Source organism: Pontixanthobacter sp. CEM42 (assembly GCF_017812015.1).
Classification (GTDB): domain Bacteria; phylum Pseudomonadota; class Alphaproteobacteria; order Sphingomonadales; family Sphingomonadaceae; genus Pontixanthobacter.
Genome location: NZ_JADQTN010000001.1, coordinates 2,074,645 through 2,095,968 on the forward strand (window position 1 = coordinate 2,074,645; position 21,324 = coordinate 2,095,968).

Here is a 21,324-nt window from a genome sequence, read left to right on the forward strand (position 1 = left end):
CGGGGCATGACCGCAGTCACTTTTCGCGCTAGAGCGATCCGAACATCCACTGAAGCGAGTCAGGCCGCGTAAGCGTGTTCAATTTCATTCCAGCCATAGACCGCTATATTTTCCGGCTCGTGATCGTGCCGATGCTCGGCGTGTTTGCGCTGGCGGCATCGCTGCTACTTTTGGAAAAAATGCTGCGGTTGTTTGACTTTGTCGCGACCGAAGGCGGTCCGGTGGGCATTGTCTTCAAGATGCTGCTGAGCGTTTTTCCCGAATATGCCAGCTTGGCGATCCCGCTAGGGCTGTTGCTGGGTATCTTGCTCGCATTCCGAAAGCTCGCGACCTCGAGCGAGCTCGACGTATTTCGCGCCGTGGGCCTCGGCTACGGCCGCTTGCTGCGGGTTCCGTTCATTTTGGCGGGTATCTTGATGGCGGTAAATGTCGCGCTGGTGTTCTATGTACAGCCAGTGGCCCGCTACACCTACGCTCAGCTTGAGTATCAATTGCGCTCGGGTGCATTGGGAGCATCGATCAAGGTTGGCGAGTTTACCACGTTAAAAGACCGGATGGCGCTGCGGATCGAGGAAAGCGAAGATCAGGGCCGTCAGCTCAAGGGAATTTTCGCCAGAGTTGCGAATACCAAAGGTCAAGTTCTCTCGATTTCCGCCCGCGAAGGAAACTTCCTCGCGACCAGCGATAGCCCCGATACCATCATCTTGCGCCTCACCGATGGCACTATTGTCCAAGATACCGGAGCTGGCGATAAAACGCCGCGCGTGCTCAGCTTTACCCGGCATGATTTGCCAATCGATCTGCCGCAGATCGAGGAGTTCCGTGATCGGGGCGATGCTGAGCGCGAATATATACTGCCCGAATTGCTGCGCATCGGTTGGTCTGCAGATGAGACTGATGCCAAACGCGATGCCAGCCAAGCGAGCTTCAATTACCGTCTGGTCGAGGTGGTGATGATGGCTTTGATGCCGCTATTGGCAGTCGCGCTCGCAATACCGCCCAAACGATCGACTTCCGCGCTCGGAGTGTTTGTCGCCATCGTAATGGTGGTGTCCTATCACAAGGTGAATCAATATGGAGAGGACGTGGCCGCACTGGGCCGCGTCGATCCGACGTTGGCATTATGGGGACCATTCGTGATCTTCGCCGCGCTGATATTATGGATGTTCTACCGCGTTGCTTATGTGCCAGGCGGTCAGGCGATTGGCGCTCTCGAAACAGCAATGTCAAAAATTGGCAAAGGCGTGGGCAAGCTGTTCGGGAAGAAAAAACGCGCGCCCGAATTGGCGCCGGCGGAATAGGGCTACGGTACAAATATGCAGCTCGATTTCTTCCCCTCGCGGTCACTGACGCTTTATCTGGCGAAAATGTTCATCGCCCGCATCATCGCGATGCTGGCAGTGCTGGTTCTGGTCTTAATGGCGCTCGACCTGCTCAGCCGTACGGGCGATATTCTGGCCGCGCCTAGCAACGGGCAAAGCGAGCTACTCACCTATATAGGGCTACGTGTACCGCAATTGATCGCGCGCTTCTTACCGTACTCAGTCCTACTCGCGACGCTGATTACATTGGTCACACTTAACCAGAATAGCGAAGTGGTGGCGATGAAAGCTGCCGGCCTTTCGGCGCATCAGGTTCTCGCGCCGTTACTGCTGACGGCCGCCCTTGTCTCCGCCGTGAACTTTGCTTTCAATGAGCGCGTTGTGACACGCGCGACAGCAACGCTGAAAGCATGGGAGAACAATGATTACGGGCCTGTGCCAGAGGATTCCGGCATACGGACCAATGTCTACCTGACCGACGGTGCGAATATTCTGACCGCCAACACGCTAACCGGCACCGGCGATGAAACGCTGATGGAAGAGGTCACGTGGTACAGCCGCGATCCGCAGGGAATGCTGTCCGAACAGCTGCGCGCTGACCGGGCGACTTATGCAGCGCCGGGTTGGAAGCTGGAGAATGTCGAGCGCTTTGATGTCTCTGCCGCCGACACCAGTACCAGCGATACCGTCATCATCGGGGAAGGACTGACAACGGCACAGATCGAGCTGGAGAGTGTCGATCCGGAAGGACAGAGCTTCTTCGAACTTTGGCGATCTATCGAGGCCTATGAAGCTGCGGGCCGCAGGACGACCGAACTGCGCGCAAAATGGTGGCACAAGATCAGCGGCCCGCTATCCGCATTCCTGATGCCTCTGCTTGGCGCAGTTGCTGCCTTTGGTCTTGCGCGATCAGGCCAACTTTTCGTGCGCGCGATAATCGGAATGGCGCTGGGCTTCGCCTATTTCGTCGTCGACAATGCCGCGCTCGCGATGGGGAGTTTTGGCGGATATCCGCCATTCCTAGCCGCATGGGCGCCATTCTTCCTGTTCCTGCTCATCGGTGAGACCGTCCTGATACGGACGGAGGAATGAGCGATTGGTCGCTACGGCTCGCCAAACCCGACGATGCCAAATATTTGCCAGAAATCGAACAAGCAGCTGGCGCGCTGTTTGCCGACGATCCAGACTTGGCCAATCTCGATTTCAGCGATGGTTGGAGCGAAGAGGAATTCGCCGGCTTGATCCGCAAGGGCCATTCTCTGATTGCCGAGATTAGGGGCGAAATCGTCGGCTTTCTCGTTACTCAACCCTATAAGCGTGAACTGCATATCTGGGAAATGGACGTGCATCCTTCGGCTCAGAAGCAAGGTATCGGCGCGGGCTTGCTCCGCGCTTGCATGATCGACGCACGCAATTGCGGCTTTTCTGCGCTCACACTGACAACCTTCAGCGACCTTGCATGGAATGGTCCGTTCTACCGGGCATTAGGTTTTACCGAGATCAGCGACCCGGCAGCGCATCCGCGACTGACAGCTGAACTCAAAGAAGAAGCCGAAAGCGGCCTTCCCGAGGAACGGCGGTGCGCTATGATCCATTTTTTGGAGTAGTCGTGTAGCGCCTAACGGGCCCGCATTGTGCTCTTGGCGATACGGCCCACCAAATGCCACATGCCCGGATGGTCTGCACCGTCAATGGTCGAACCCTCACCCAGCGCCCCGCGCAAACGGCGATGCGCCTCAGGCAGCGAGTGATACGGAACCGAAGGTAGTAGATGGTGCAGTGCATGATAGCGCAAGCCAACAGGCGCCCAGATCTCCGCCATCAAGCCCGGCGGCGGAACATTGACCGAATCCAGATATTGCGCAGTCACTGTCATCGGCTCACCATCATTCTCCCACAGATGCGCCACCAATGTGCGCAATTGGTTGATGGTGGCGGTCAGCGAGAACACCGCAAGCGCGACCAGTATGGGCTTCCACCCGAACGCGAAAATGCTGCCAATCAGGCACCAAGCCCAGACCATCCCGAGTGCCTCTTGCCACCGAACGCGGTTCACTAACTCGTTCTTGGGCGCTGGTCGGCGGAAGTCCGGATTGATCGAGAGTGCAGAAACGCGTTCCCACACCAGCTTGCGTACTGGCGGGATGATCACGCCCAGTGGCACCAATACCCCAAACCGTAGTAATAGCGCAGGCGGTGCAAGCAGCGCGATCAGGACAAACAATGGCAGCGACCACGGCTTCATCAGCGCCAAGGGCAGATATTCGGGATCCTCAACCGTGCCATATTGCGTGCGTTTGTGATGCAGCGTGTGGACGCCCTCATACATAAAGGAAGGGGTCAGCATCGGAACGCCGATAATCAGATTCCACGCTGTACGGAAACCTGGCAGCGCATTCTTGTGGATATGCGAGAGTTCATGGATAAACAGTAGCGCGCGGTAGAGCAGCAATGCGGCGGCTAGCCCCAGCACTACCGCTAGCGGAACGCTCTCAACCAATATCGCGCCAGCTAGCGCCGAATAGCCTAGCGCCGCACAGAGCAGCATATCGGTCCAGAAAATGCGCGGATTCGCCTCGGCAATATCCTTCGTCAGATCGCGCGCGGCGCGCAGCATATCCATGTCATCCCGGATCGCCTGTAGCTTGCCCGGTTCAGTGCCGGAAGCCTGCTGTGCAGCGGGGTCAATTGTGCGTTGCATATTCATAATCGTAATTCCGAACGAGCCCTTACCGCAGAAATGCCGCGGGCGACAGTCCTGTACACAATGCATTGCAGTTGCGCGCGGTTCCTTGACAAATATGCATGACCGCACACAGGGCTAATGCAGCCTGAATGGCCATAGCAAAGCGGGGCCGAATTGTGACCGACAGTCAAATAGTGATCACTCCTGTAACCAGCAAGGCCGACCGGAAGGCTTTTGTTGATCTGGGGCAGCGCTTTGCCGCTGCAACACCGCATAGCGTCCGGCAACTACGCAGCGAGATGTTGGAGCTGATCGATCCGGACAAGAACCCGTTCTTCGAGCATGCCCGCGTCCGCTTGATGATCGCCTATCGAAACGGTCGCCCAGTGGGCCGGATATCAGGCCATATCGACGAGCTAGCGCTCGAACTCCCACCCAAACAAGGCATGGGTCCGGGAACCGGTATGTTCGGCTATTTCGATGCCGAAGACGAAGAAGTTGGCCAAGCGCTGCTAGCCGCAGCAGAGGATTGGCTGCGCGGGCAAGGCATGACCCGCGTCATTGGCCCTATTTCTCTTTCGGTTTGGGAAGAACCCGGTCTACTCACGTTTGGCCATGATCATGCGCCAACCATTATGATGGGGCATCACCCGGCACAGTATCAAGACTGGATCGAGAGCTACAACTATACAGCAGCCAAGAAACTGCTGACCTATGATCTGGACGCGACGAAGGAATTCTCCCCCCTCATCCAGCGGATCGTGAAGTCCTGCGAGCGTAATCCAAAAATCGTGATGCGCGGCGCAGATAAGGGCAGGTTTGCCGATGAAGTCCGCACGATTCTAACGATCCTGAACGATGCGTGGTCGGACAATTGGGGCTTCATCCCCTTCACCGACTCAGAGATCGCCTATGCTGCGAAGAAACTCAAACCGCTTATCCATCCCGAGATCGTGCGGATCGTTGAATTGGATGGCCGACCGGTCGCCTTCATGATCACCCTTCCCGACGCAAACAAGGTACTCAAAGAGATCGACGGCAAGATGCTGCCCTTTGGTTGGTGGAAGCTGTGGCGTTGGTCGAAGAACCCCGCCGAAAGCGACATGCGTGTGCCCTTGATGGGCGTACTCAAGGAGTTTCACAATTCGAGGCTTGCCAGCCAGCTGGCGTTTATGATGATCGACGGAATCCGCCACGATGCGCATGCAAAATTCAATACGCAGCGGGCAGAGGTCGGCTGGATATTGGATGACAATCAGGGGATGATCGCCATTGCCGATGCTATCGGCGGCAAAATAAACCGCGAATATCTGATCTACGAGAAGTCGCTTTAGACGCAGCGCGCAGCCTGTCTAAAAGGTCGTCACAATTAGAAAGGCCTCCGCTCCATTGGAGCGAAGGCCTCTCGGGATCATATCACCTGCCGCTTGGACGGGAGGGGGGGGTCTGCGGCGATGATATAAGGAAAATGCTCGACCTGAAAAGCAGTTCCCACGAGCTACACAAAAAACTGCACCTTTTTTCGTATTGCACTGTTTTATATGAATTTTAATTTGATATCGGACTGTATCGAAGCTTTGACCTAGTCGTTCCGCGCGCATATACAGCCTGATCTATTCCCAAGGCGCCCTACTGGAACTTTTCGGGTTTCACCGCGTTGTATGGGCTTGCTAATCAGGAGCTGAATTGATGTCTCTCGGACAAAAAGTCGCTGAAAATTTGCCTTTTCTGCGCCGTTACGCGCGCGCGCTGACCGGCTCACAAGCGACAGGGGACGCATTTGTTCGGGCGACGCTCGAGGCGGCTCTGGCAGACGAAGCGACCAAGCGATCTCTCGACGATGGCCGCGTGCCGTTATACCAAGCTTTCAATAAAGTCTGGGCTAGTGCCTATCTCGAAGTCGACGGCACTAAAGGCGGCGAAACCCAGCACGAAGCGGCCGCACAGAGCAAGCTGCGCCGCGTCACGCCATTTAATCGTCAAGCCCTGTTGCTGACCACGCTCGAAGGCTTCAGCGTGACCGACGCCGCGACGATCATGGATATTCCAGGTGCCGATGTTGAACAGTTGGTACAGGAAGCGATCACCGAGATCGATAAAGAGTCGTCCACTAGCGTTCTGATTATTGAAGACGAACCACTGATTTCGATGCAGCTTGAAGATCTTGTTTCGTCACTGGGTCATGACATTTGCGGGACCGCGGCAACCCGAACGCAGGCTCAGCAAGTGATCGCAGAGAATACACCCGGACTGGTTTTGGCAGATATCCAACTGGCTGATGGTTCGTCAGGTCTCGATGCAGTCGACGATATTCTCAAAGCCATGGGCAGCGTTCCGGTGATCTTTATCACGGCATACCCCGAACGACTGCTCACCGGCGATCGCCCCGAACCGACTTATCTGGTGACGAAACCTTTCCAAGAGAGCACCGTTCGTACTGCAATCAGTCAGGCACTGTTCTTCGATTCCAGCGAACCGCTTGCCTAAGCAGCAGGCCTAGCGCCCTGCACGAATTGCAAAATCGCTTGGTTTCCTAAGCGGTACAACCATCGTGCAGCTAACACCATCTGGGTGGAAATTCAGCTTGACCGGATTGCGCAATTCATGCGCGACGATCTTCTCGATCAAGTTCGTTCCAAATCCTGCTGACCGCTCTTGTGGAACCGCCGGACCACCCTCTTCACACCAGCGGATCTCAGCCAGTTCCTCGCTGAGCGTTGACCAGCATATGCTAACTTTCCCGCCCGCTTCGCTGAGCGCGCCATATTTGGCCGCATTGGTCGCAAGTTCATGGATCGCCAGCCCCAGAGACAATGCATCGTTCGGGGCTAGCTCCACATCCGGGCCGTCCATAACCAGGATGCCTTCTGCATTCTTGGCATAGGGTGCGAGCTCTGCCTCGACCAAGGAACGGATTGGCGTGGCGCCCCATTCGGACTGGGTAAGCAAATCATGCGTCGCTGATAGAGCACGGATACGCCCGTCCAGCCCGTCGGCGAAGCCATCCAGTGTCTCCGCGCGGCGGCGCGTCAGGGAGATAATCGACAAGACATTGGCTAAGGTATTCTTGACCCGGTGATTGAGTTCACGCGTGAGCACATTGCGGATCGAACTTTGTTCCTCAAGCCATGCAAGCGAGGCACGATCTTCCAGCGCTTGCCGCGTCAGCAACCGCGCCACGACAATCAGCAAAGCCGCGACCAGTATGCCGAATAGCAAGGTCAACATTGACAGTTTCGACAATGAATTCCCTCGTGCGGATTCAACCACCAGAACAAACTCGTGATTCGCCACGGTCACCGGCTCTGAAACGGTCATGCCGGTGGCCGCGGCTGGTTCGATTTCGGCCAAGAGGCGCTCAGGCGCGATATCTCGGTCGTAAAGCCTCAGACCCTTCTCTCCGCGAGTCTCCAGCTCCAGTGCGGATGACAAAAACTCTGACGCATTGAACGGACTATAAATAAAGCCCTTCAAGCGGCGCGGTGACCGGCCATCTTGGAACACAGGCATATACATGATGAAACCGGGCGCCGATCCGACGCCCTCTTGCTGCAAGACCAGCATACCTGTCGCGATTGGGCCCGACACGCGCACAGACTCGTCCATCGCGGCGCGGCGGACGGGATCGGAATACATATCGAACCCGATAGCCCGGCGGTTCCTCTCATTGTCAGGACGTAGGAAAGTGACTGGCACTATCTGGGACTGGTCATCAGCCGCTGCTGGGAACACCTCAATTGTACCGCCGCTTGCTTGCTCAAAATTGGTTTGAAATTCCGCGATCTCGCTCGGCCGCAATCGTGCGGCCCAGCCAATGCCTTCCGAGCCACGATAGTCAGAATCCACTCGCAGATTGCTAACAAACCGGTCAAACTCTGGCCGAGTTACAAATGGCACAGAGCTGAAAAACGCGGCGCCCGCACGCAAATAGGATGCAGTTGTTCCGCCGCGGCGCTCCAAAGCCGAAGCTACGGCCTGCGCGCGCTCGCGCAGTTCAGCACGTTCGCGTTGCTGTTCGCCGTTCTCGATTGCGAATACGCTGAGGCCGGTAATAGCCGCGATCAGCAGGAAAATAGCGACCGGTACTGCGCGCGGATAATCCATCAACAGTCGGCGTGCACGGCGTTCGCGAGGCGCTTCCTGTACCAAGATGTTTTCCTTGCCGGTCAAAAATCAATTGCACCAATCCCGCGCGCTGCGGGGACGAACAGCCAATGCTTTCGCCCGGCCCGATTGCGCCAAGCAACTACATCGCATGAGTCAGGGAACCAAAGAGCCCGCGCTTCGTTCCCGTTTTCAAGCCCTGCGAATGCAGCTATAGGGCAATCAAGCATCATATCTCTTAGAGGCCAAATCACTTTTATGACATCCGGTAAGACTTCCCGACAACAGGGTGCCGCGAGCGGAAGCGCTCCAGCACAAAAGCGGAAAGCCAAGCCGGAATGGGCTGATGGTTTGCGCCAAATCTATGATTCAGTGCTCGATGAACCGCTGCCGGACAGCTTTAACGACTTGCTCGCGAAGCTGGACGATCCTTCCTAATGGCGAAGGAAGAGCGCACGGCTGCCGAAAAAGCCGACTTCAAACGCGAATTGACCGAGGTCGTCCCGCATCTGCGTGCATTTGCACGCGGCCTTTGCGGTCGCCCGGATATGGCCGACGATCTAGTGCAGGAGACCATGCTCAAGGCATGGGCGGCACAGGCCCGGTTTGAGCCGGGCACTTCGATGCGTGCTTGGACCTTTGTGATACTACGCAATGCCTATCTCACCGATATGCGCCGCAACCGGTTCCGCGGCGAGTATGATGAAGGCGTGGCCGAACGCATCCTGACTGCGCCCGCAGGGCAGGAGGAGCCGCTGCATCTGTCTGATATGCACCGTGCGTTGCTGACTCTGCCACCAGAGCGGCGTGAAGCATTGCTACTGGTGGGTGCGGGCGGGTTTTCCTACGAAGAAGCGGCAAGCATTTGCGGCTGCGCCGTGGGCACTATCAAAAGCCGCGTTGGCCGCGCACGTGCTGCGCTCAATTCTATGCTCGAAGATGGCGATATTCCGCAGCGTTCGGTCGATGATCAACGCGCCCACCGCGCTATCCTCGAAGAACTGGACGACGTAGCCGCTGGCAAGGGAATTGCCGCAAAAGCATAGAGTTACGCCGATTAAGCAGTGAAGTCGCTTGCTCAATCGAACAATTCGCACCACATAGGAGCGCGATGAGCGGGGAAACACCAAATCAGCAAGCCAGTTCAGGCGGCAACCGGCCACGGTCGAGCCGCCGTATGGCGTTTGCCCAGCAAGAATTGCGGCTGATATCGGCGCTCGTTCTGCTGCTCGGCTTTGGTCTGTTTTTGGCCCTTCCTTTCGTTCTGTCTATTGGTTCGGTTGTATTTCTGCCGCTCACCACGGCGATCATTCTTACAATCATTCTGTCACCGCTGGCGGACAAACTGGCAGGATGGGGTGTGCCCAACATTCTTGCATCGCTGATTGCCTTGCTGACATTTTTCGCCGTCCTATTGCTGGCACTGGCATTGATCCTGCAGCCTGCTGTCGCTTTGTTCGATAGCGTACCCGCTATGGCCAATACCGTCGCCGAGCGGTTCTCCGAATTGCAAGATGAGTTCGCATGGATGGCGATGGCCAATGAGCAACTCTCCGCGCTGATGGGCCAATCCGGCGCGCGCGAAGTGGTCCTCGCCAGCCCTTCAGTAATCCAGCAATTGGCTTTCGCAACGCCAAGCTTGCTGCTCGAGACGCTGCTGACGTTGTTGATGACATTCTTTATGATCGAGGCGCGTGTTCGTCTGCGCCGGCACTTACTGTTCGATCGCGCTTCCTATGGCACCAGCATCAAGGCAGCACGCGTGATGCGCGAAATTCAGGACAGGGTCGCGGCCTACATTCTCACAGTCGCATGGATTAACGGCTGCGTTGGTATCGTCGTCGCATTCGGCGCGTGGATGCTAGGCGTAGAGGCGCCGGTGATGTGGGGCGGACTTGCCGCGCTCCTCAATTTCCTGCCCTATATCGGCCCGCTGATCATGACCGCCGTGTTGACTTTGTTCGGCATCGGCACCGCGGAAACTTTGGTGCTCGGCTTCATTCCAGCCGCCGCATATCTGGCGCTCCATACAATCGAGTCGAACGTGCTGACTCCATCTATTCTGGGCGCTCGTTTCACCATGAACCCGGTAATGATCCTGATCGCGCTCAGCTATTTCTCTTGGATCTGGGGCGTATTCGGCGCGCTACTCTCTGTGCCAATCTTGCTGATGTTGACCGCATTCTTCGATCATGTCGGGAAGCCCAATCTGGTCGGCTTCATTTTCGGCGAGCCGCTATTCGCGACTAATTTGATGGCGCTCGGCTTGGACGAGAACGCCACCGACCACGCCGCGTAAAGCACACAAAAAAGCCCGCCCTGCATAATCGCAGAGCGGGCTCTTCCGATTGTTGGTTAGAACTTACGCGTCAGCGAACTTCCATGTCGTGCCGCGCGCCAGATTTTCCGAAGCGAAGGCAAGGTTCAATTTGCCGTTGATTACCGCATCGAGATAGGCAGGCCGCTTGTTCTGGTGATCCAGATAATAGGCATGCTCCCACACATCGATGGTCAGCAGCGGGTTGAAATCGCTATCGGCCAGCGTGTCACCATCATGGGTTTCCTCGATGGAAAGCTTGCCGTCTTTTTCGGCGAGCCACACCCAACCGCTGGCGAAGTGGCCAAGGCCGCGCGCCGCGAGTTCTTCCTTGAACGCATCCATCGAACCGAAAGCTGCGTCAATTTTTGCAGCGAGATCGTCAGATGCAGCAGTGTTTTCTGCCGACATTGAGTGCCAGTAGAACGCGTGGTTCCAGGTTTGCGCTGCATTGTTGAGCAGCCCTTGGTTTGAACCGCGCGCGGCAGCGACAACATCTTCGAGAGCCGCGTTGTCGTGATCGGTGCCGGCAATCGCGGCATTCATTTTGTCGACATAGGCCTGGTGGTGTTTGCCGTGGTGGAAGGACAATGTTTCAGCAGAAACTGCAGGGTCCAATGCGGTGTCTGCATAAGGCAGTGCGGGTAGTGAAAAAGCCATGATATTTCCCTCTGTTCAGTATCAGGTTTGGTTGGTTGATGATGTAACGCATGGAAAGCGAAAGGGTTGCAGAAAATTCACCAAAGCGTGATGGACTACTCGCTTTCGCCGCGATCGACCGTCGCGGTTACCGCGACATTCATCGTCACATTGGCCAGCGTTCGCATAATATCGGGCAGCATTTCGACTGCAACAAGCAAAGCCAGCGGCTCGACCGGGACGCCCATTGCGTAGGCAATTGGGCCAATCGAAACGACGAAGCTGATCGAACCGGGGAGGCTGACCGACCCGACGCTTATGATGAACGCGACTGCAATACCGGCGATCAAAATCGCTGGTGAGAGCGGTACTCCTGCCAAAGTCGCAACATAGATTACCACCGCGATATTCATCGCCGGGCTGGTCGCGCGAAAAATCGCCACGGCAAGTGGCAGTACGAAGTCTGCGGTCGCATCACGAATGCCGAGCCGCTTAGCACTGGCAAGCATTGCCGGAAGGCTCGCCAGTGAACTCTGTGTCGATATCGCGACTGCCTGAGACGGGATCATCTCACGAGCGAATTTGACTGGCGACATCCGTCCACCGATCATCGCCAGAAGATAAGCACCGACGAGCACAAATGCCCCCATCGCCGAAACCGCCAGAATGTAGTGCGCCAAAGTCGTAAATGCTCCGCCGCCGCTCCGCGCTGCCACCCCGACCGCAAGCCCGAATACACCGATAGGCGCTAGCCACAGAACCCAGCCAATAATGGTCAGCATCGCATTGGCAAGCGCATGAAAGAACCCGATCAGGGTCGCTTTCTGCGCCTCAGGCAAACGCGCTATCGCAATCGCAAACAACGCGAAGAACAGCGTCAGCGGCAACATTGCCGTTTCTGCGGCTGCCGCGATCAGATTGGGTGCGATCAGCGATTCAAGGAATTGCCATATCTCCGGCACTTGCTGCTTCTCGACCTGATCCGCAACCAGCATCGCTGAGGCAGCTTCGGGTATCGGGAACGCCGCAAGCAGCATCGGCATAAATATCGCTGTCACCAGCCCACTCAGGAGCAACACGCCAAAGATCAACAGCATCATCCGCCGTGCAGTCGCGCCAGCCCGCGCGGCCTGCGCCATTTGCGAAATGCCCAGCACCAGCAAAGCAGCGACGAGCGGAATAATCGTCATCTGCAAACCGCGCAGCCACAGCGTGCCTACCAGATTAACCGGCTTCGCGACCGATTCGAGAAACTCGCTGCCGGCGAGCAGCAAGCCGGCGGTCAAACCGGCGATCAATCCGCCAAGGGTCCACCACACTGGAAGCTTGATCGAGACCAATTCCAGCGGTTCGTGTGTCGTGTCGTTCAAATGATTGCCCCTCTTGGCTCGTTTTCTGTTCAAGCCCTTCACATTCGGGCGTAATAGCGCCAGAAGCCTGTGGCAAATCTATGGGGCTAGAATCACGCTATGGCACGCAAATTTTTCGGTACTGACGGCATTCGCGGACGCACCAATACGGGTGTGATGACGGCGGAGATCGCCATGCGCGTGGGACAGGCTGCGGGCCGTCATTTCATGCGGGGCGACCACCGGCACCGGGTGGTGATCGGCAAGGACACACGTCTGTCCGGCTATATGATGGAAAGCGCGCTTGTGGCCGGATTTACCAGCGTCGGCATGGATGTGATTATGACCGGCCCGCTACCAACGCCCGCGATTGCGTTGCTGACCAGAGAAATGCGCGCCGATATGGGCGTGATGATTTCTGCGAGCCACAATCTCTACGAAGATAACGGCATCAAGCTGTTCGGGCCTGACGGTTTTAAGCTGTCAGACGAAGACGAGCTAGCCATTGAAGCTGCGATTATGGGTGAGCAAGAACTTGCCCCTGCCCCGCGGATCGGCCGCGCGCGCCGTATCGACGATGCGCAGGGCCGTTACATTCACGCTGTCAAACAATCCGTCTCTGACGAAACCCGCTTCGACGATTTGAAGGTCGTGGTCGATTGCGCAAATGGCGCAGCCTATCAGGTAGCGCCATCGGCGATCTGGGAACTGGGCGCGGAAGTGATCGCAATCGGCGTCAATCCAAACGGCACCAATATCAATGACGGCGTCGGCTCGACATCGCTTGATGCTCTCAAAGCCAAGGTCGTCGAAGAAGGTGCCGACATCGGGATCGCGCTGGATGGCGATGCAGACCGGCTAATTGTTGTCGACGAAAAGGGCCAAACTGTCGACGGCGACCAGCTGATGGCGCTGATCGCGACACGTATGGCGGAAAAGGGCGAACTGACCGGCGGCGGTTTGGTCGCAACGGTAATGTCAAACCTCGGCCTTGAACGCTATATGGAATCGCAGGGTTTGAAGCTGGAACGCGCCAAGGTGGGCGACCGCCATGTGCTGGAGAAGATGCGTGAAGGCGGGTTCAATGTCGGCGGCGAGCAATCGGGCCACGTAATCTTGCTCGATTATGCAACGACCGGTGATGGAACAACGGCTGCGCTGCGCATCTTGGCCAGTCTGGTCCGCTCGGGCAAGAAAGCCAGCGAGCTGATGCATTTGTTCGATCCTGTGCCGCAATTACTCAAGAACGTCCGCTACGAAGGCGGCGCGCCGCTGGAAAACGAGACCGTCAAAGCAGTGATCGTCGAAGCAGAGGCAGAACTAGAAGGCACTGGTCGTCTGGTCATCCGTCCATCGGGCACAGAGCCCGTCATCCGTGTTATGGCGGAGGGCGATGACGAGGCTCAAGTCGTGCGGGTAGTGGACCGTATTTGTGACGCTGTCCGGGACGTTACCTGATGCTGGAAATGCGCCCCGATTGCGAGCGCTGTGGCGCGGACACGCCCGCTCATGCTCCGGGAGCATTTATCTGCAGTTTCGAGTGCACCTTTTGCGCCGAATGCGCTGACGATGTCGATGATATCTGCCCCAATTGCGGCGGTGAATTGATGGACCGCCCGACCCGCTCAAAGAAACTCCAAGAGAAGTATCCGGCCAGCACTGAGCGAAAGTTCAAAGGGTGACCCCGCTTGTGTCGAGCGCAGTCGAGACACAAGCGGCTGGCATCTCGACTGCGCTCGATGCGAACGGCATGGGCAGACTATGACAGAGCCGCCACCACGAATACTCGCCATCGCCGGATCGGACAGTTCGGGCGGGGCTGGTATTCAAGCCGATATCAAGACCATCACCATGCTAGGCGGCTACGCGATGACCGCAATTACGGCGGCTACCGCGCAGAATACGCTTGGTGTGCATGGAGTAGAAACCCACTCGGCGGAATTTGTGGGTGCGCAGATCGATGCCTGCATCTCGGACATTGGCGCGGATGCAGTGAAGATCGGGATGCTTGGCTCTCCCGAGATTGCACATGTCGTGGCGGACCGGCTTGAAAATCTCGGGATTCCGATCGTGTTCGATCCGGTCATGGTGGCGACCAGCGGCTCTGTCCTAGCCGACAATGATACAATCGCCGCGTTCGAACGTTTGATGGAAATAGCGACACTGACGACACCCAATATCGCCGAGTTGGCTGCACTAGATGGTGACGTCACGATGGTGGAACGCGGCGCCGCCTATCTGGCAAAGGGCGGAGACGCCAACAGCGCGGATGCTGCCGACCGATTGGTCCGGCCGGGGCAGGATGACATAGTCTGGTCCGCCCCCAAAATTGCAACACGCCACACGCACGGCACCGGCTGCACCCTTTCCAGCGCTATTGCGACATTCCTCGGCTTCGGCATGGAATTGGAAGAGGCCGTAGCCCGTTCACGCGAATTCGTCCGCCTCGCGCTGCATGATGCTCCCGGCTTTGGCGCGAAGTCTGGCCCGCTTGGCCACCAAGCTGTCCGCATGGATTTGACCGGCGAACCCCGTCTCAACCAGATCACATTGGCGGTCGGCGACTATGAGGAAGCGGTGCTATTCTACCGCGCCATCGGGTTGCACCAAATGGTCGATAGCCCGTCCAATGGATACGCCCGCTTCGAAAGCCCCGGCGGCGCTACGCTATCAATTTCAACCGGACACGGCGAAGTTGGCGGCACATCGGTCTATTTCGAATGTCTCAACGTCAACACCTTTACTGGCGCACTGCGCGAGCAGGGCATCGCCTGCCTGCCGCCCAAGGACCAAAGCTGGAACTGGCGCGAAAGCTGGATCAGCGACCCAAGTGGCAATCGCGTCTGTTTCTATCAAGCCGGCGAGGATCGCCGCTACCCGCCGTGGCGGATTGGCTAGAGCTGCCTACCGCTCCAGTTCATAGAACTCGGCGATATGCGCCCATGCATCTTCGGCAGTTTCGGCCCAATGGATCAGTTCCAGATCCTTGTGACTGATCGTGCCCTCATCGGCAATCGCTTCGAAATTGACGACTCGAGTCCAGAAATCCTTGCCGAACAGCACAATTGGAATGCGCTTCATCTTGCCCGTCTGGATGAGCGTCAGCAGCTCGAAGAATTCATCGAATGTGCCAAAACCACCCGGGAATACCGCGACCGCGCGCGCGCGCAGTAGGAAGTGCATTTTGCGTAGTGCGAAATAGTGGAAGTTGAGCGAAAGATAGGGCGTCACATAGCTGTTCGGTGCCTGCTCATGCGGCAGGATAATGTTGAGGCCGATCGATTCCGCCCCGGCTTCCGATGCGCCGCGATTGGCCGCTTCCATAATCGACGGACCACCGCCAGATGTGACGACGAACTGTCGTTTGCCATTCTCGACAATCGCCTTCTCGCTAACCATCTTGGCAAGCGTGTAGGCCTCTTGGTAATATTTTGCCTTGGCAGCGAGGTTCTTTGCAACCTGCTTGCCATCCTCGGGCGCATTCGCGACCAGCTCCTCGGCAGCTTCGGGCGACGGAATCCGCGCCGAGCCGTACATCACCAATGTCGAGCCAACGCCTGCCTCATCAAGCAGCATTTCTGGCTTCAGCAATTCCAACTGGAACCGCACAGGTCGCAATTCTTCGCGGAGTAGGAAGTCGCGGTCCTGGAATGCTAATTTGTAAGCTGGGTGCTCTGTTTGCGGGGTGCTTTTGGGTCCAGCTTCGTAGAACTTCTGCTCTTCTTCGGCAGGATAGAACTTGCGGTCACTTAGATCGTGATCATCATTTTTATCTGTCATGTCGGTAAGATAGGCGGCCCACGCGCAGCGGGCAAGCACGAGATGCGGCGAAAAGCTGGATGCCCCGTGAGGATCCATATTGGGCTCCCAACTATTTGTTAAATAGTTATTTTGTGCAGCCGCCTGCGTTTTATACCCTCATTTGCTCCCACATTGAGAATTGCACCGAAGCCGCAAAGCCGCTGGTCCGCAATCGACCCAGCGTCAGTCGTAAGTTACCGTCAGCAATTGGGGTGGGAAGCGGACGTTGCCTTCTTGAAACTTCTGCGTCACAAGAACTGCGATGTGGTCGTTCAGTAGACTCTTGGTTTTTTTGGGCTTTCTAGCTGCGTCATGTGATATGGTAACGCCCCCAAGCGGCTCAGATGAGTTCCTTGCACGCTTTGAGCGGAAACAATTATCGGATCAAGACATCGCCAAAAGTATCAACTCTGTCGATAAAGACGGCCACACCCCTCTTTATCGCGCCACGAAAGCGGCTGAACCAGATCATGAACTGATCGGCCAACTCATAGCCGCTGGCGCTGATCCGTTTGTGAGGCAAGGCGACGGCCAATACCCGATCAGAGCAATCCTTTCGTTTGCTGATGCTGAGCTATTTGCTGCTGCAGCTTGTGCAGGATCGTCGGATATTTCGAGGAGGTTTGCTCCTATCGAAGGGAATAGCATCTTCGATCGATACTCTACTGTTGTACATGACACTGCGGTACGCGGAACGTCTGACGATATCTCCTCCCTGCGCGAGTGTGGCTATGCACTTGGCGACGAAAACGAGTTGGGCCAAGTTCCGCTTGTCCTCGCTGCGGGCGTGAATTTTGAAACCTTTCACGCGCTATTGTCTTTGGGCGCAAACCCAAATGCTGGAACAAGCACGCTGCCTGCAATCTGCGCCCGGATTGCTCGCATACCAATGGAAAAAACCAAGGAAGAGTATTATCACTCTCTGCGAAAGCACGGGTACGAATGCTAGCGCCGTAACTGGGTCGTTGGCAGAATGGCCGTTCTTAGAAGCAAAATAGATCTAGCTGCCAGAATGCGTTGCATCGCCGCCCAGCGTCAGCTCGTGGGGGGTGAAATGGGACGACAGATGAGTCACCGAATCATGTCAGTCTATTTTGAGTAGATCGGAGTAGTGCTTGTACACTTGGAATATTTATTGCATTTAATTTATCCGAGACAATACTGCGGATCTAGGGGATTCTGTGATGCCAAGGCCAATATTAGTTGATGAATATCTCAAGGAGAGAATGAAGAAAAAACTTGATGCGGAGCTAAAATTCACAACCAACTCCCACGAAATAGAAGTGGTTTCGACTGATTACATCATAGATTCTTCTGAGATGGAGGCCACCGACCATTCCGAATCAACAGTCCGTGAAACTGCGAGTTCCCTTGACAACTGCACCGAGTCCGACATCAAAGACACTTTGACGCTCAAGTTTACCGACACCCGAAAAGTCACTTGGACCTTGTCTGCCGAAGTTTCTGTATCTGACACGTTTACCGTTGGTGTAGCCGGGAAAATCGGGAAAGCCGAAGCTGGCGGTGAAGGCTCAGCTTCGGCGTCTAACTCTGTCACAGTGGCTGCAAAGGTCGGTGGCAAGACAACAGACAGCCATGAAGAGAAGATGGAATTTGGAAGTAAGACTGAAGTTACAATCAAGCCCGGACGTAGAGTCGTAGCTAGCGGCATTATAACGACAACCCCGTTTAGAGGTAAGGTCAAGGGCCGAATTGTCGTAACATTTTGGCATAGCTACAAAATAAAGGTCCCTTGGGGATCTGATTTTACATCGATGCGATATCGTTCCATGGAAGAAATCCCATTCACGGTCGAAATTGAAACGACACATCTACACTTTAGCAGGAAGATAGACTCTTTCGAAGCCAACTGCACGGGTGGCGTAGCGCCAACGGACCATATTATCGGTTCGCCGCCAACGCCAAATGACGACGGTTCGGGCAAGCCAAAGACCACCGGCCAGGATGAACCTGACAAACAAACGGCCTCAAGCAGTGATAGTCGCGATGATCACTAAAGTACGTTGCAAGTCTAAAAAGCTGCGTCACGGTCTGTCAGATGCGACTTTGGAATCGCTGTTTCGGCTGATTTAATTGTATCTAAGCCGAGTTATCGGTTGGCTGCGCCAAGCCAAGCGATTGGACGATTTGGCAAAAATTTCGATGTTTGGGCCTAAGATCTGTTGTAGAAAATGCAGAATTTGGACCGAAAACCGAATGTCCGCAAACTGCGTCATTTGCCGACTGTCCGCTTTATTGAGCAAACCTAGGTAAGCCGAATGTCAGCTCACGACCCATTTGCGGACATTCGGCACGTTCAGGAACCATGTCCGTTTTGCAATGTTCTATTTTGCCTTCAATCGACCGGTGATTTTGCGACGGGCACTTTCATTCCAGACGAATAGAGCAACCATCTCTCGCGTTTCCTTTTCGTGTTCTGCAAAAAAGCCGGGCTCCAAAATAGCTCTCCGCAAAAGTGTTGAAGCTCGTTCGACTGAGCTAGAGGCTTCGCCAATTACCAACTTGTCAGCGGCATCGACCGCAAGAGCTGTGTCTTCAATTGTGAGCGCGGCAATCATCATATGCACGTGAAGCAGTACATCGGGCGCTGGATTTTGCGCGATCAACGCCTCTACGTCTTTACGCTCGGCGTCGGCCTCTTGCTTGCTAGCCGCGCTGCAGCCACCGGCCTCTGCTTCAGAAGCTGCCATTAGAGATGGGTAGCTGCTGCCCCTCTCCATAGCACGGGATATAAACATTCGTGATGCTTCACATGAACTTTCTGCTGCGCTTACTTTCGCGGCGACGAAGTTCGCGAATGCATTGTGTTCGTCAATTTGTAGAGCTTGGCTGACATAGTGCCACGCTGGCGATTTGCGGGACACCGACAATCCAGCTGCGATTTCACGCTGATATGCCATGTAGGCTTTGCGAGCATACCAAAAGGATGCAAACTTATCGTTTGGATAGCGATCGACACAAGAATTGAGCAACGCCGTCATCTTTCCCGCACGCGCTCGGTTGCCTTCGATGCTGATGAAGCATTGATACGCCGATTGCGGTTCACCGTGAATAAGCGAGAGTTCGCGTTTTGCGATGACGCCGCTCGGTGCAATCAAATAGACAAGGTTCGATGAGATCGACCTTAAGAAAGCCTCCCTGTCTCCATGAAATGGAACACTTGCTACGAAAAGCACTTCGTCTTGATCGGAGCGTAAGCTTATTGCGGCCTCAGGCGAGTTTGTACCTTCGCCAAGATCGATTTTGACTAGGTAATCCTCCTCTCGCATTTCGGAGTGTGAGCTCTCGATTAAATTCGAAACAAAGGACTGATTAAGTTGTAGGCGGGCAAGTCTGGCGACATCTTCTTCGATCTCAATGATATCGTTTCGCGCACTGGATTGTTGATCAGTGACGAGCATCAGTTCTATTGCAGGGGGCAATTGTGTGCCATCCGGCGTTTCCTTCTGAAATCCGTAGAACAAGCCCACAGAAACGATTGCCGCCAAGGTAACGACGACGGTCGCTACTAGCTTTCGGGAACGGCGGCTTGACCGTTGCGTTGCCAAAGGGGACACTTGATTTGGATCGATCTCTGAAGGAGAATCGGTGGCGCTAGCGGGCTCCGAATGGGCTCGCAGTTTGCCAGAGGGATAGGCCATCTCTCGGCTTCCGAGCCGGAGGCGATAGTCGCCCTGCTTGATGTACACACAATGCTCGTTCAATGGCTCCTGCCTGCTGTAATAGTTGGCCAAGTTTGATCTGAGCCGTGAGACCTGAACACGCGGATAGCTATCGTTCTGAAGATCGTAATCATCGGGTTTGCCAAGACCATCAACTGCAATTGCATATTGTGTCAGGTCTTGGTCCCCATCGATAGCGCGCTCACATAAGAAGTTCAGGAGCTTCGCTTGAATCGGCGAGCGCATAAAGAGCGGATCGATTAGGATGCAGCCCACTTCGATTCGCAAAGCGGCATCTGGGTTTAAATCGCCGACAGCTTTGATCGACATCACAAACTCCTGCATTAACGGCCTTAACGTCCGTTAAGAAAGAGCCCTCACTACTGATATTCTTAATCGTAAATGTATGAAATCGCAATGCTCATTGCCTTGTAACGTTACAATAGCGGTTTAAAACTTTTATTGATTGAATAAAAATCTCATATTTTATGGGCGATTGAGAGAATTACTCACTTGGGCAATCAAGCTGGTTACTTGAACCCATATTTGGTCTGAGTACATTTTTTTGTTGCACTTGCCGCTTCCCCGAGGCGGCATAGGATTAGGCTTATACCATTGGACTCTCCTAGCTCCATCGGTAACTCTAATCGGGCACATGGAAGTTCTGGCGTTCGGTCAAAATCAATGCTGGTCGGCCGCTAGAACTTCCTCATGTGCTCTACGAGCAATTGAACGAAGCGCGCAGAAAGACTTCCAAAATGAGTAGGCGACCATTCCCTTCCTTCCTGATCTACGCAGACGAGCAAAACAAATTTTGGTGGCGCTTGGATGTCGACAGCTATGTGGCTATCGCAAAGTCTACGCAGGGATACGAAACTCAGGCGAGCTGTATGCTTGGAATTGACCTTGTCGGAAGCGCGTACCCTGTCTGGCAGACTGGAGAAATCGATCAGCTTCAGGACGCACTTTCAGCAAGAGCTGGAAGCTTCGGCTAGCCGCCCTCTCGAACGTCCGCTTTCCACCCCTGTTACGGAAGTAGATTGCCTTTACCAGCCAATCTGTGAGCGGTCCGCCTGCCTTGATAAGTTTCCAGCGAGGAGCGGATGGACTGGAGGCTGTAACGCCAATCCCACCTATCGGGAAAATTCCCCAACCTTTCGGATTGGTGCAGGTGGGTCTCGGTCGGGCGAATCCCAAAAACCCCTGAATTCTGCCATTTCTCAAAACTGGCACACCTCCTGCTGAGGTTGGGCACGAAGCGGGATCGTCCCGCAAACGAACACACTGAAAGGAATACACGATGACCCTGAACATTGACCGCCTCTTCGCCGCCGCTTTCGCAATTGCTCTCTCGGCTGTTGCCATGGCCACCGCCATTGTCCCGGCTTCGCCAACCTTGATTGTCTAAGCGCAACCGACAACT

The 21,324-nt window shown here is 55.4% G+C and carries 20 protein-coding genes; 14 read left to right on the forward strand and 6 right to left on the reverse strand.

The genetic code is table 11. The features are described 5' to 3' along the window. The first annotated feature begins 74 nt into the window (after positions 1-74). From lptF to J9777_RS09830, 3 genes are read left to right on the forward strand one after another with little or no spacing between them, the layout of a single operon-like run. The gene (gene lptF, locus J9777_RS09820; RefSeq protein ID WP_209348511.1) at positions 75-1,301 is read left to right on the forward strand and encodes an LPS export ABC transporter permease LptF; all 1,227 of its coding nucleotides are present in this window, start codon (positions 75-77) and stop codon (positions 1,299-1,301) included. A 15-nt stretch (positions 1,302-1,316) separates the two neighbouring features. Further along, positions 1,317-2,414, forward strand: coding sequence for an LPS export ABC transporter permease LptG (gene lptG, locus J9777_RS09825; RefSeq protein ID WP_209348512.1), 1,098 nt, complete (start codon positions 1,317-1,319; stop codon positions 2,412-2,414). Then, positions 2,411-2,929 carry a GNAT family N-acetyltransferase gene (locus tag J9777_RS09830; protein ID WP_209348513.1) on the forward strand — a complete coding sequence of 173 codons (519 nt, stop codon included), beginning with the start codon at positions 2,411-2,413 and terminating at the stop codon, positions 2,927-2,929. The genes lptG and J9777_RS09830 overlap by 4 nt, the downstream gene beginning before the upstream one ends. A gap of 11 nt (positions 2,930-2,940) precedes the next feature. On the opposite strand, the gene J9777_RS09835 is transcribed toward J9777_RS09830, so the two are convergent. Then, on the reverse strand, positions 2,941-4,029 hold the full coding sequence (locus J9777_RS09835; RefSeq protein WP_209348514.1) for a fatty acid desaturase: 1,089 nt from the start codon (positions 4,027-4,029) through the stop codon (positions 2,941-2,943). 155 nt (positions 4,030-4,184) lie between these two features. On the opposite strand from J9777_RS09835, the gene J9777_RS09840 reads away from it, so the two are divergent. Together J9777_RS09840 and J9777_RS09845 are read left to right on the forward strand one after the other, a co-directional pair. Beyond that, the gene (locus tag J9777_RS09840; RefSeq protein WP_348631975.1) at positions 4,185-5,342 is read left to right on the forward strand and encodes an N-acetyltransferase; all 1,158 of its coding nucleotides are present in this window, start codon (positions 4,185-4,187) and stop codon (positions 5,340-5,342) included. A 355-nt stretch (positions 5,343-5,697) separates the two neighbouring features. Continuing rightward, positions 5,698-6,495 (forward strand): response regulator, encoded by a 798-nt coding sequence (locus J9777_RS09845; protein WP_209348516.1) that lies wholly within the window; start codon positions 5,698-5,700, stop codon positions 6,493-6,495. A 9-nt stretch (positions 6,496-6,504) separates the two neighbouring features. On the opposite strand, the gene J9777_RS09850 is transcribed toward J9777_RS09845, so the two are convergent. Next, complete coding sequence (locus J9777_RS09850; RefSeq protein WP_245228566.1) at positions 6,505-8,157, reverse strand: CHASE domain-containing protein; 1,653 nt, start codon at positions 8,155-8,157, stop codon at positions 6,505-6,507. A gap of 213 nt (positions 8,158-8,370) precedes the next feature. Between J9777_RS09850 and J9777_RS09855 the strand changes: the two genes are divergently transcribed. The 3 genes from J9777_RS09855 to J9777_RS09865 all read left to right on the forward strand — a co-directional run bounded on the left by J9777_RS09855 (position 8,371) and on the right by J9777_RS09865 (position 10,411). Further along, entirely contained in the window at positions 8,371-8,550 is a 180-nt protein-coding gene (locus J9777_RS09855; RefSeq protein WP_209348517.1) for a NepR family anti-sigma factor, read from the forward strand. Then, entirely contained in the window at positions 8,550-9,158 is a 609-nt protein-coding gene (locus J9777_RS09860; protein ID WP_209348518.1) for a sigma-70 family RNA polymerase sigma factor, read from the forward strand. Before J9777_RS09855 ends, J9777_RS09860 begins: the two co-directional genes overlap by 1 nt. Before the next feature lie 65 nt (positions 9,159-9,223). Beyond that, positions 9,224-10,411 (forward strand): AI-2E family transporter, encoded by a 1,188-nt coding sequence (locus tag J9777_RS09865; protein ID WP_209348519.1) that lies wholly within the window; start codon positions 9,224-9,226, stop codon positions 10,409-10,411. A 63-nt stretch (positions 10,412-10,474) separates the two neighbouring features. On the opposite strand, the gene J9777_RS09870 is transcribed toward J9777_RS09865, so the two are convergent. After that, positions 10,475-11,089: a superoxide dismutase gene (locus J9777_RS09870; protein ID WP_209348520.1), complete on the reverse strand. Its 615-nt coding sequence runs from the start codon at positions 11,087-11,089 to the stop codon at positions 10,475-10,477. Between the two features lie 95 nt (positions 11,090-11,184). Beyond that, positions 11,185-12,438 (reverse strand): dicarboxylate/amino acid:cation symporter, encoded by a 1,254-nt coding sequence (locus J9777_RS09875; protein ID WP_245228567.1) that lies wholly within the window; start codon positions 12,436-12,438, stop codon positions 11,185-11,187. A 99-nt stretch (positions 12,439-12,537) separates the two neighbouring features. Here J9777_RS09875 and glmM point away from each other — a divergent pair, with 99 nt between their 5' ends. From glmM to thiD, 3 genes are all read left to right on the forward strand, one after another. After that, positions 12,538-13,875: a phosphoglucosamine mutase gene (gene glmM / locus J9777_RS09880; RefSeq protein ID WP_209348521.1), complete on the forward strand. Its 1,338-nt coding sequence runs from the start codon at positions 12,538-12,540 to the stop codon at positions 13,873-13,875. Then, positions 13,875-14,099: a DUF1272 domain-containing protein gene (locus J9777_RS09885; RefSeq protein ID WP_209348522.1), complete on the forward strand. Its 225-nt coding sequence runs from the start codon at positions 13,875-13,877 to the stop codon at positions 14,097-14,099. Before glmM ends, J9777_RS09885 begins: the two co-directional genes overlap by 1 nt. 79 nt (positions 14,100-14,178) lie before the next feature. Beyond that, the gene (gene thiD, locus J9777_RS09890) at positions 14,179-15,315 is read left to right on the forward strand and encodes a bifunctional hydroxymethylpyrimidine kinase/phosphomethylpyrimidine kinase (protein ID WP_209348523.1); all 1,137 of its coding nucleotides are present in this window, start codon (positions 14,179-14,181) and stop codon (positions 15,313-15,315) included. A 6-nt stretch (positions 15,316-15,321) separates the two neighbouring features. Here thiD and J9777_RS09895 read toward each other — a convergent pair whose 3' ends face one another. Next, positions 15,322-16,197, reverse strand: a complete 876-nt coding sequence (locus J9777_RS09895) for a TIGR00730 family Rossman fold protein (RefSeq protein WP_209348691.1) — start codon at positions 16,195-16,197, stop codon at positions 15,322-15,324. Between the two features lie 313 nt (positions 16,198-16,510). On the opposite strand from J9777_RS09895, the gene J9777_RS09900 reads away from it, so the two are divergent. Both J9777_RS09900 and J9777_RS09905 read left to right on the forward strand, forming a co-directional pair. Continuing rightward, complete coding sequence (locus J9777_RS09900) at positions 16,511-17,167, forward strand: hypothetical protein (RefSeq protein ID WP_209348524.1); 657 nt, start codon at positions 16,511-16,513, stop codon at positions 17,165-17,167. Positions 17,168-17,444: 277 nt separating this feature from the next. Next, the gene (locus J9777_RS09905) at positions 17,445-18,236 is read left to right on the forward strand and encodes a hypothetical protein (RefSeq protein ID WP_209348525.1); all 792 of its coding nucleotides are present in this window, start codon (positions 17,445-17,447) and stop codon (positions 18,234-18,236) included. Positions 18,237-18,563: 327 nt separating this feature from the next. On the opposite strand, the gene J9777_RS09910 is transcribed toward J9777_RS09905, so the two are convergent. Beyond that, positions 18,564-20,231, reverse strand: a complete 1,668-nt coding sequence (locus tag J9777_RS09910) for a hypothetical protein (RefSeq protein WP_209348526.1) — start codon at positions 20,229-20,231, stop codon at positions 18,564-18,566. Between the two features lie 970 nt (positions 20,232-21,201). On the opposite strand from J9777_RS09910, the gene J9777_RS09915 reads away from it, so the two are divergent. Then, positions 21,202-21,309, forward strand: coding sequence for an enoyl-CoA hydratase (locus J9777_RS09915; RefSeq protein WP_209346776.1), 108 nt, complete (start codon positions 21,202-21,204; stop codon positions 21,307-21,309). Positions 21,310-21,324 lie beyond the last annotated feature (15 nt).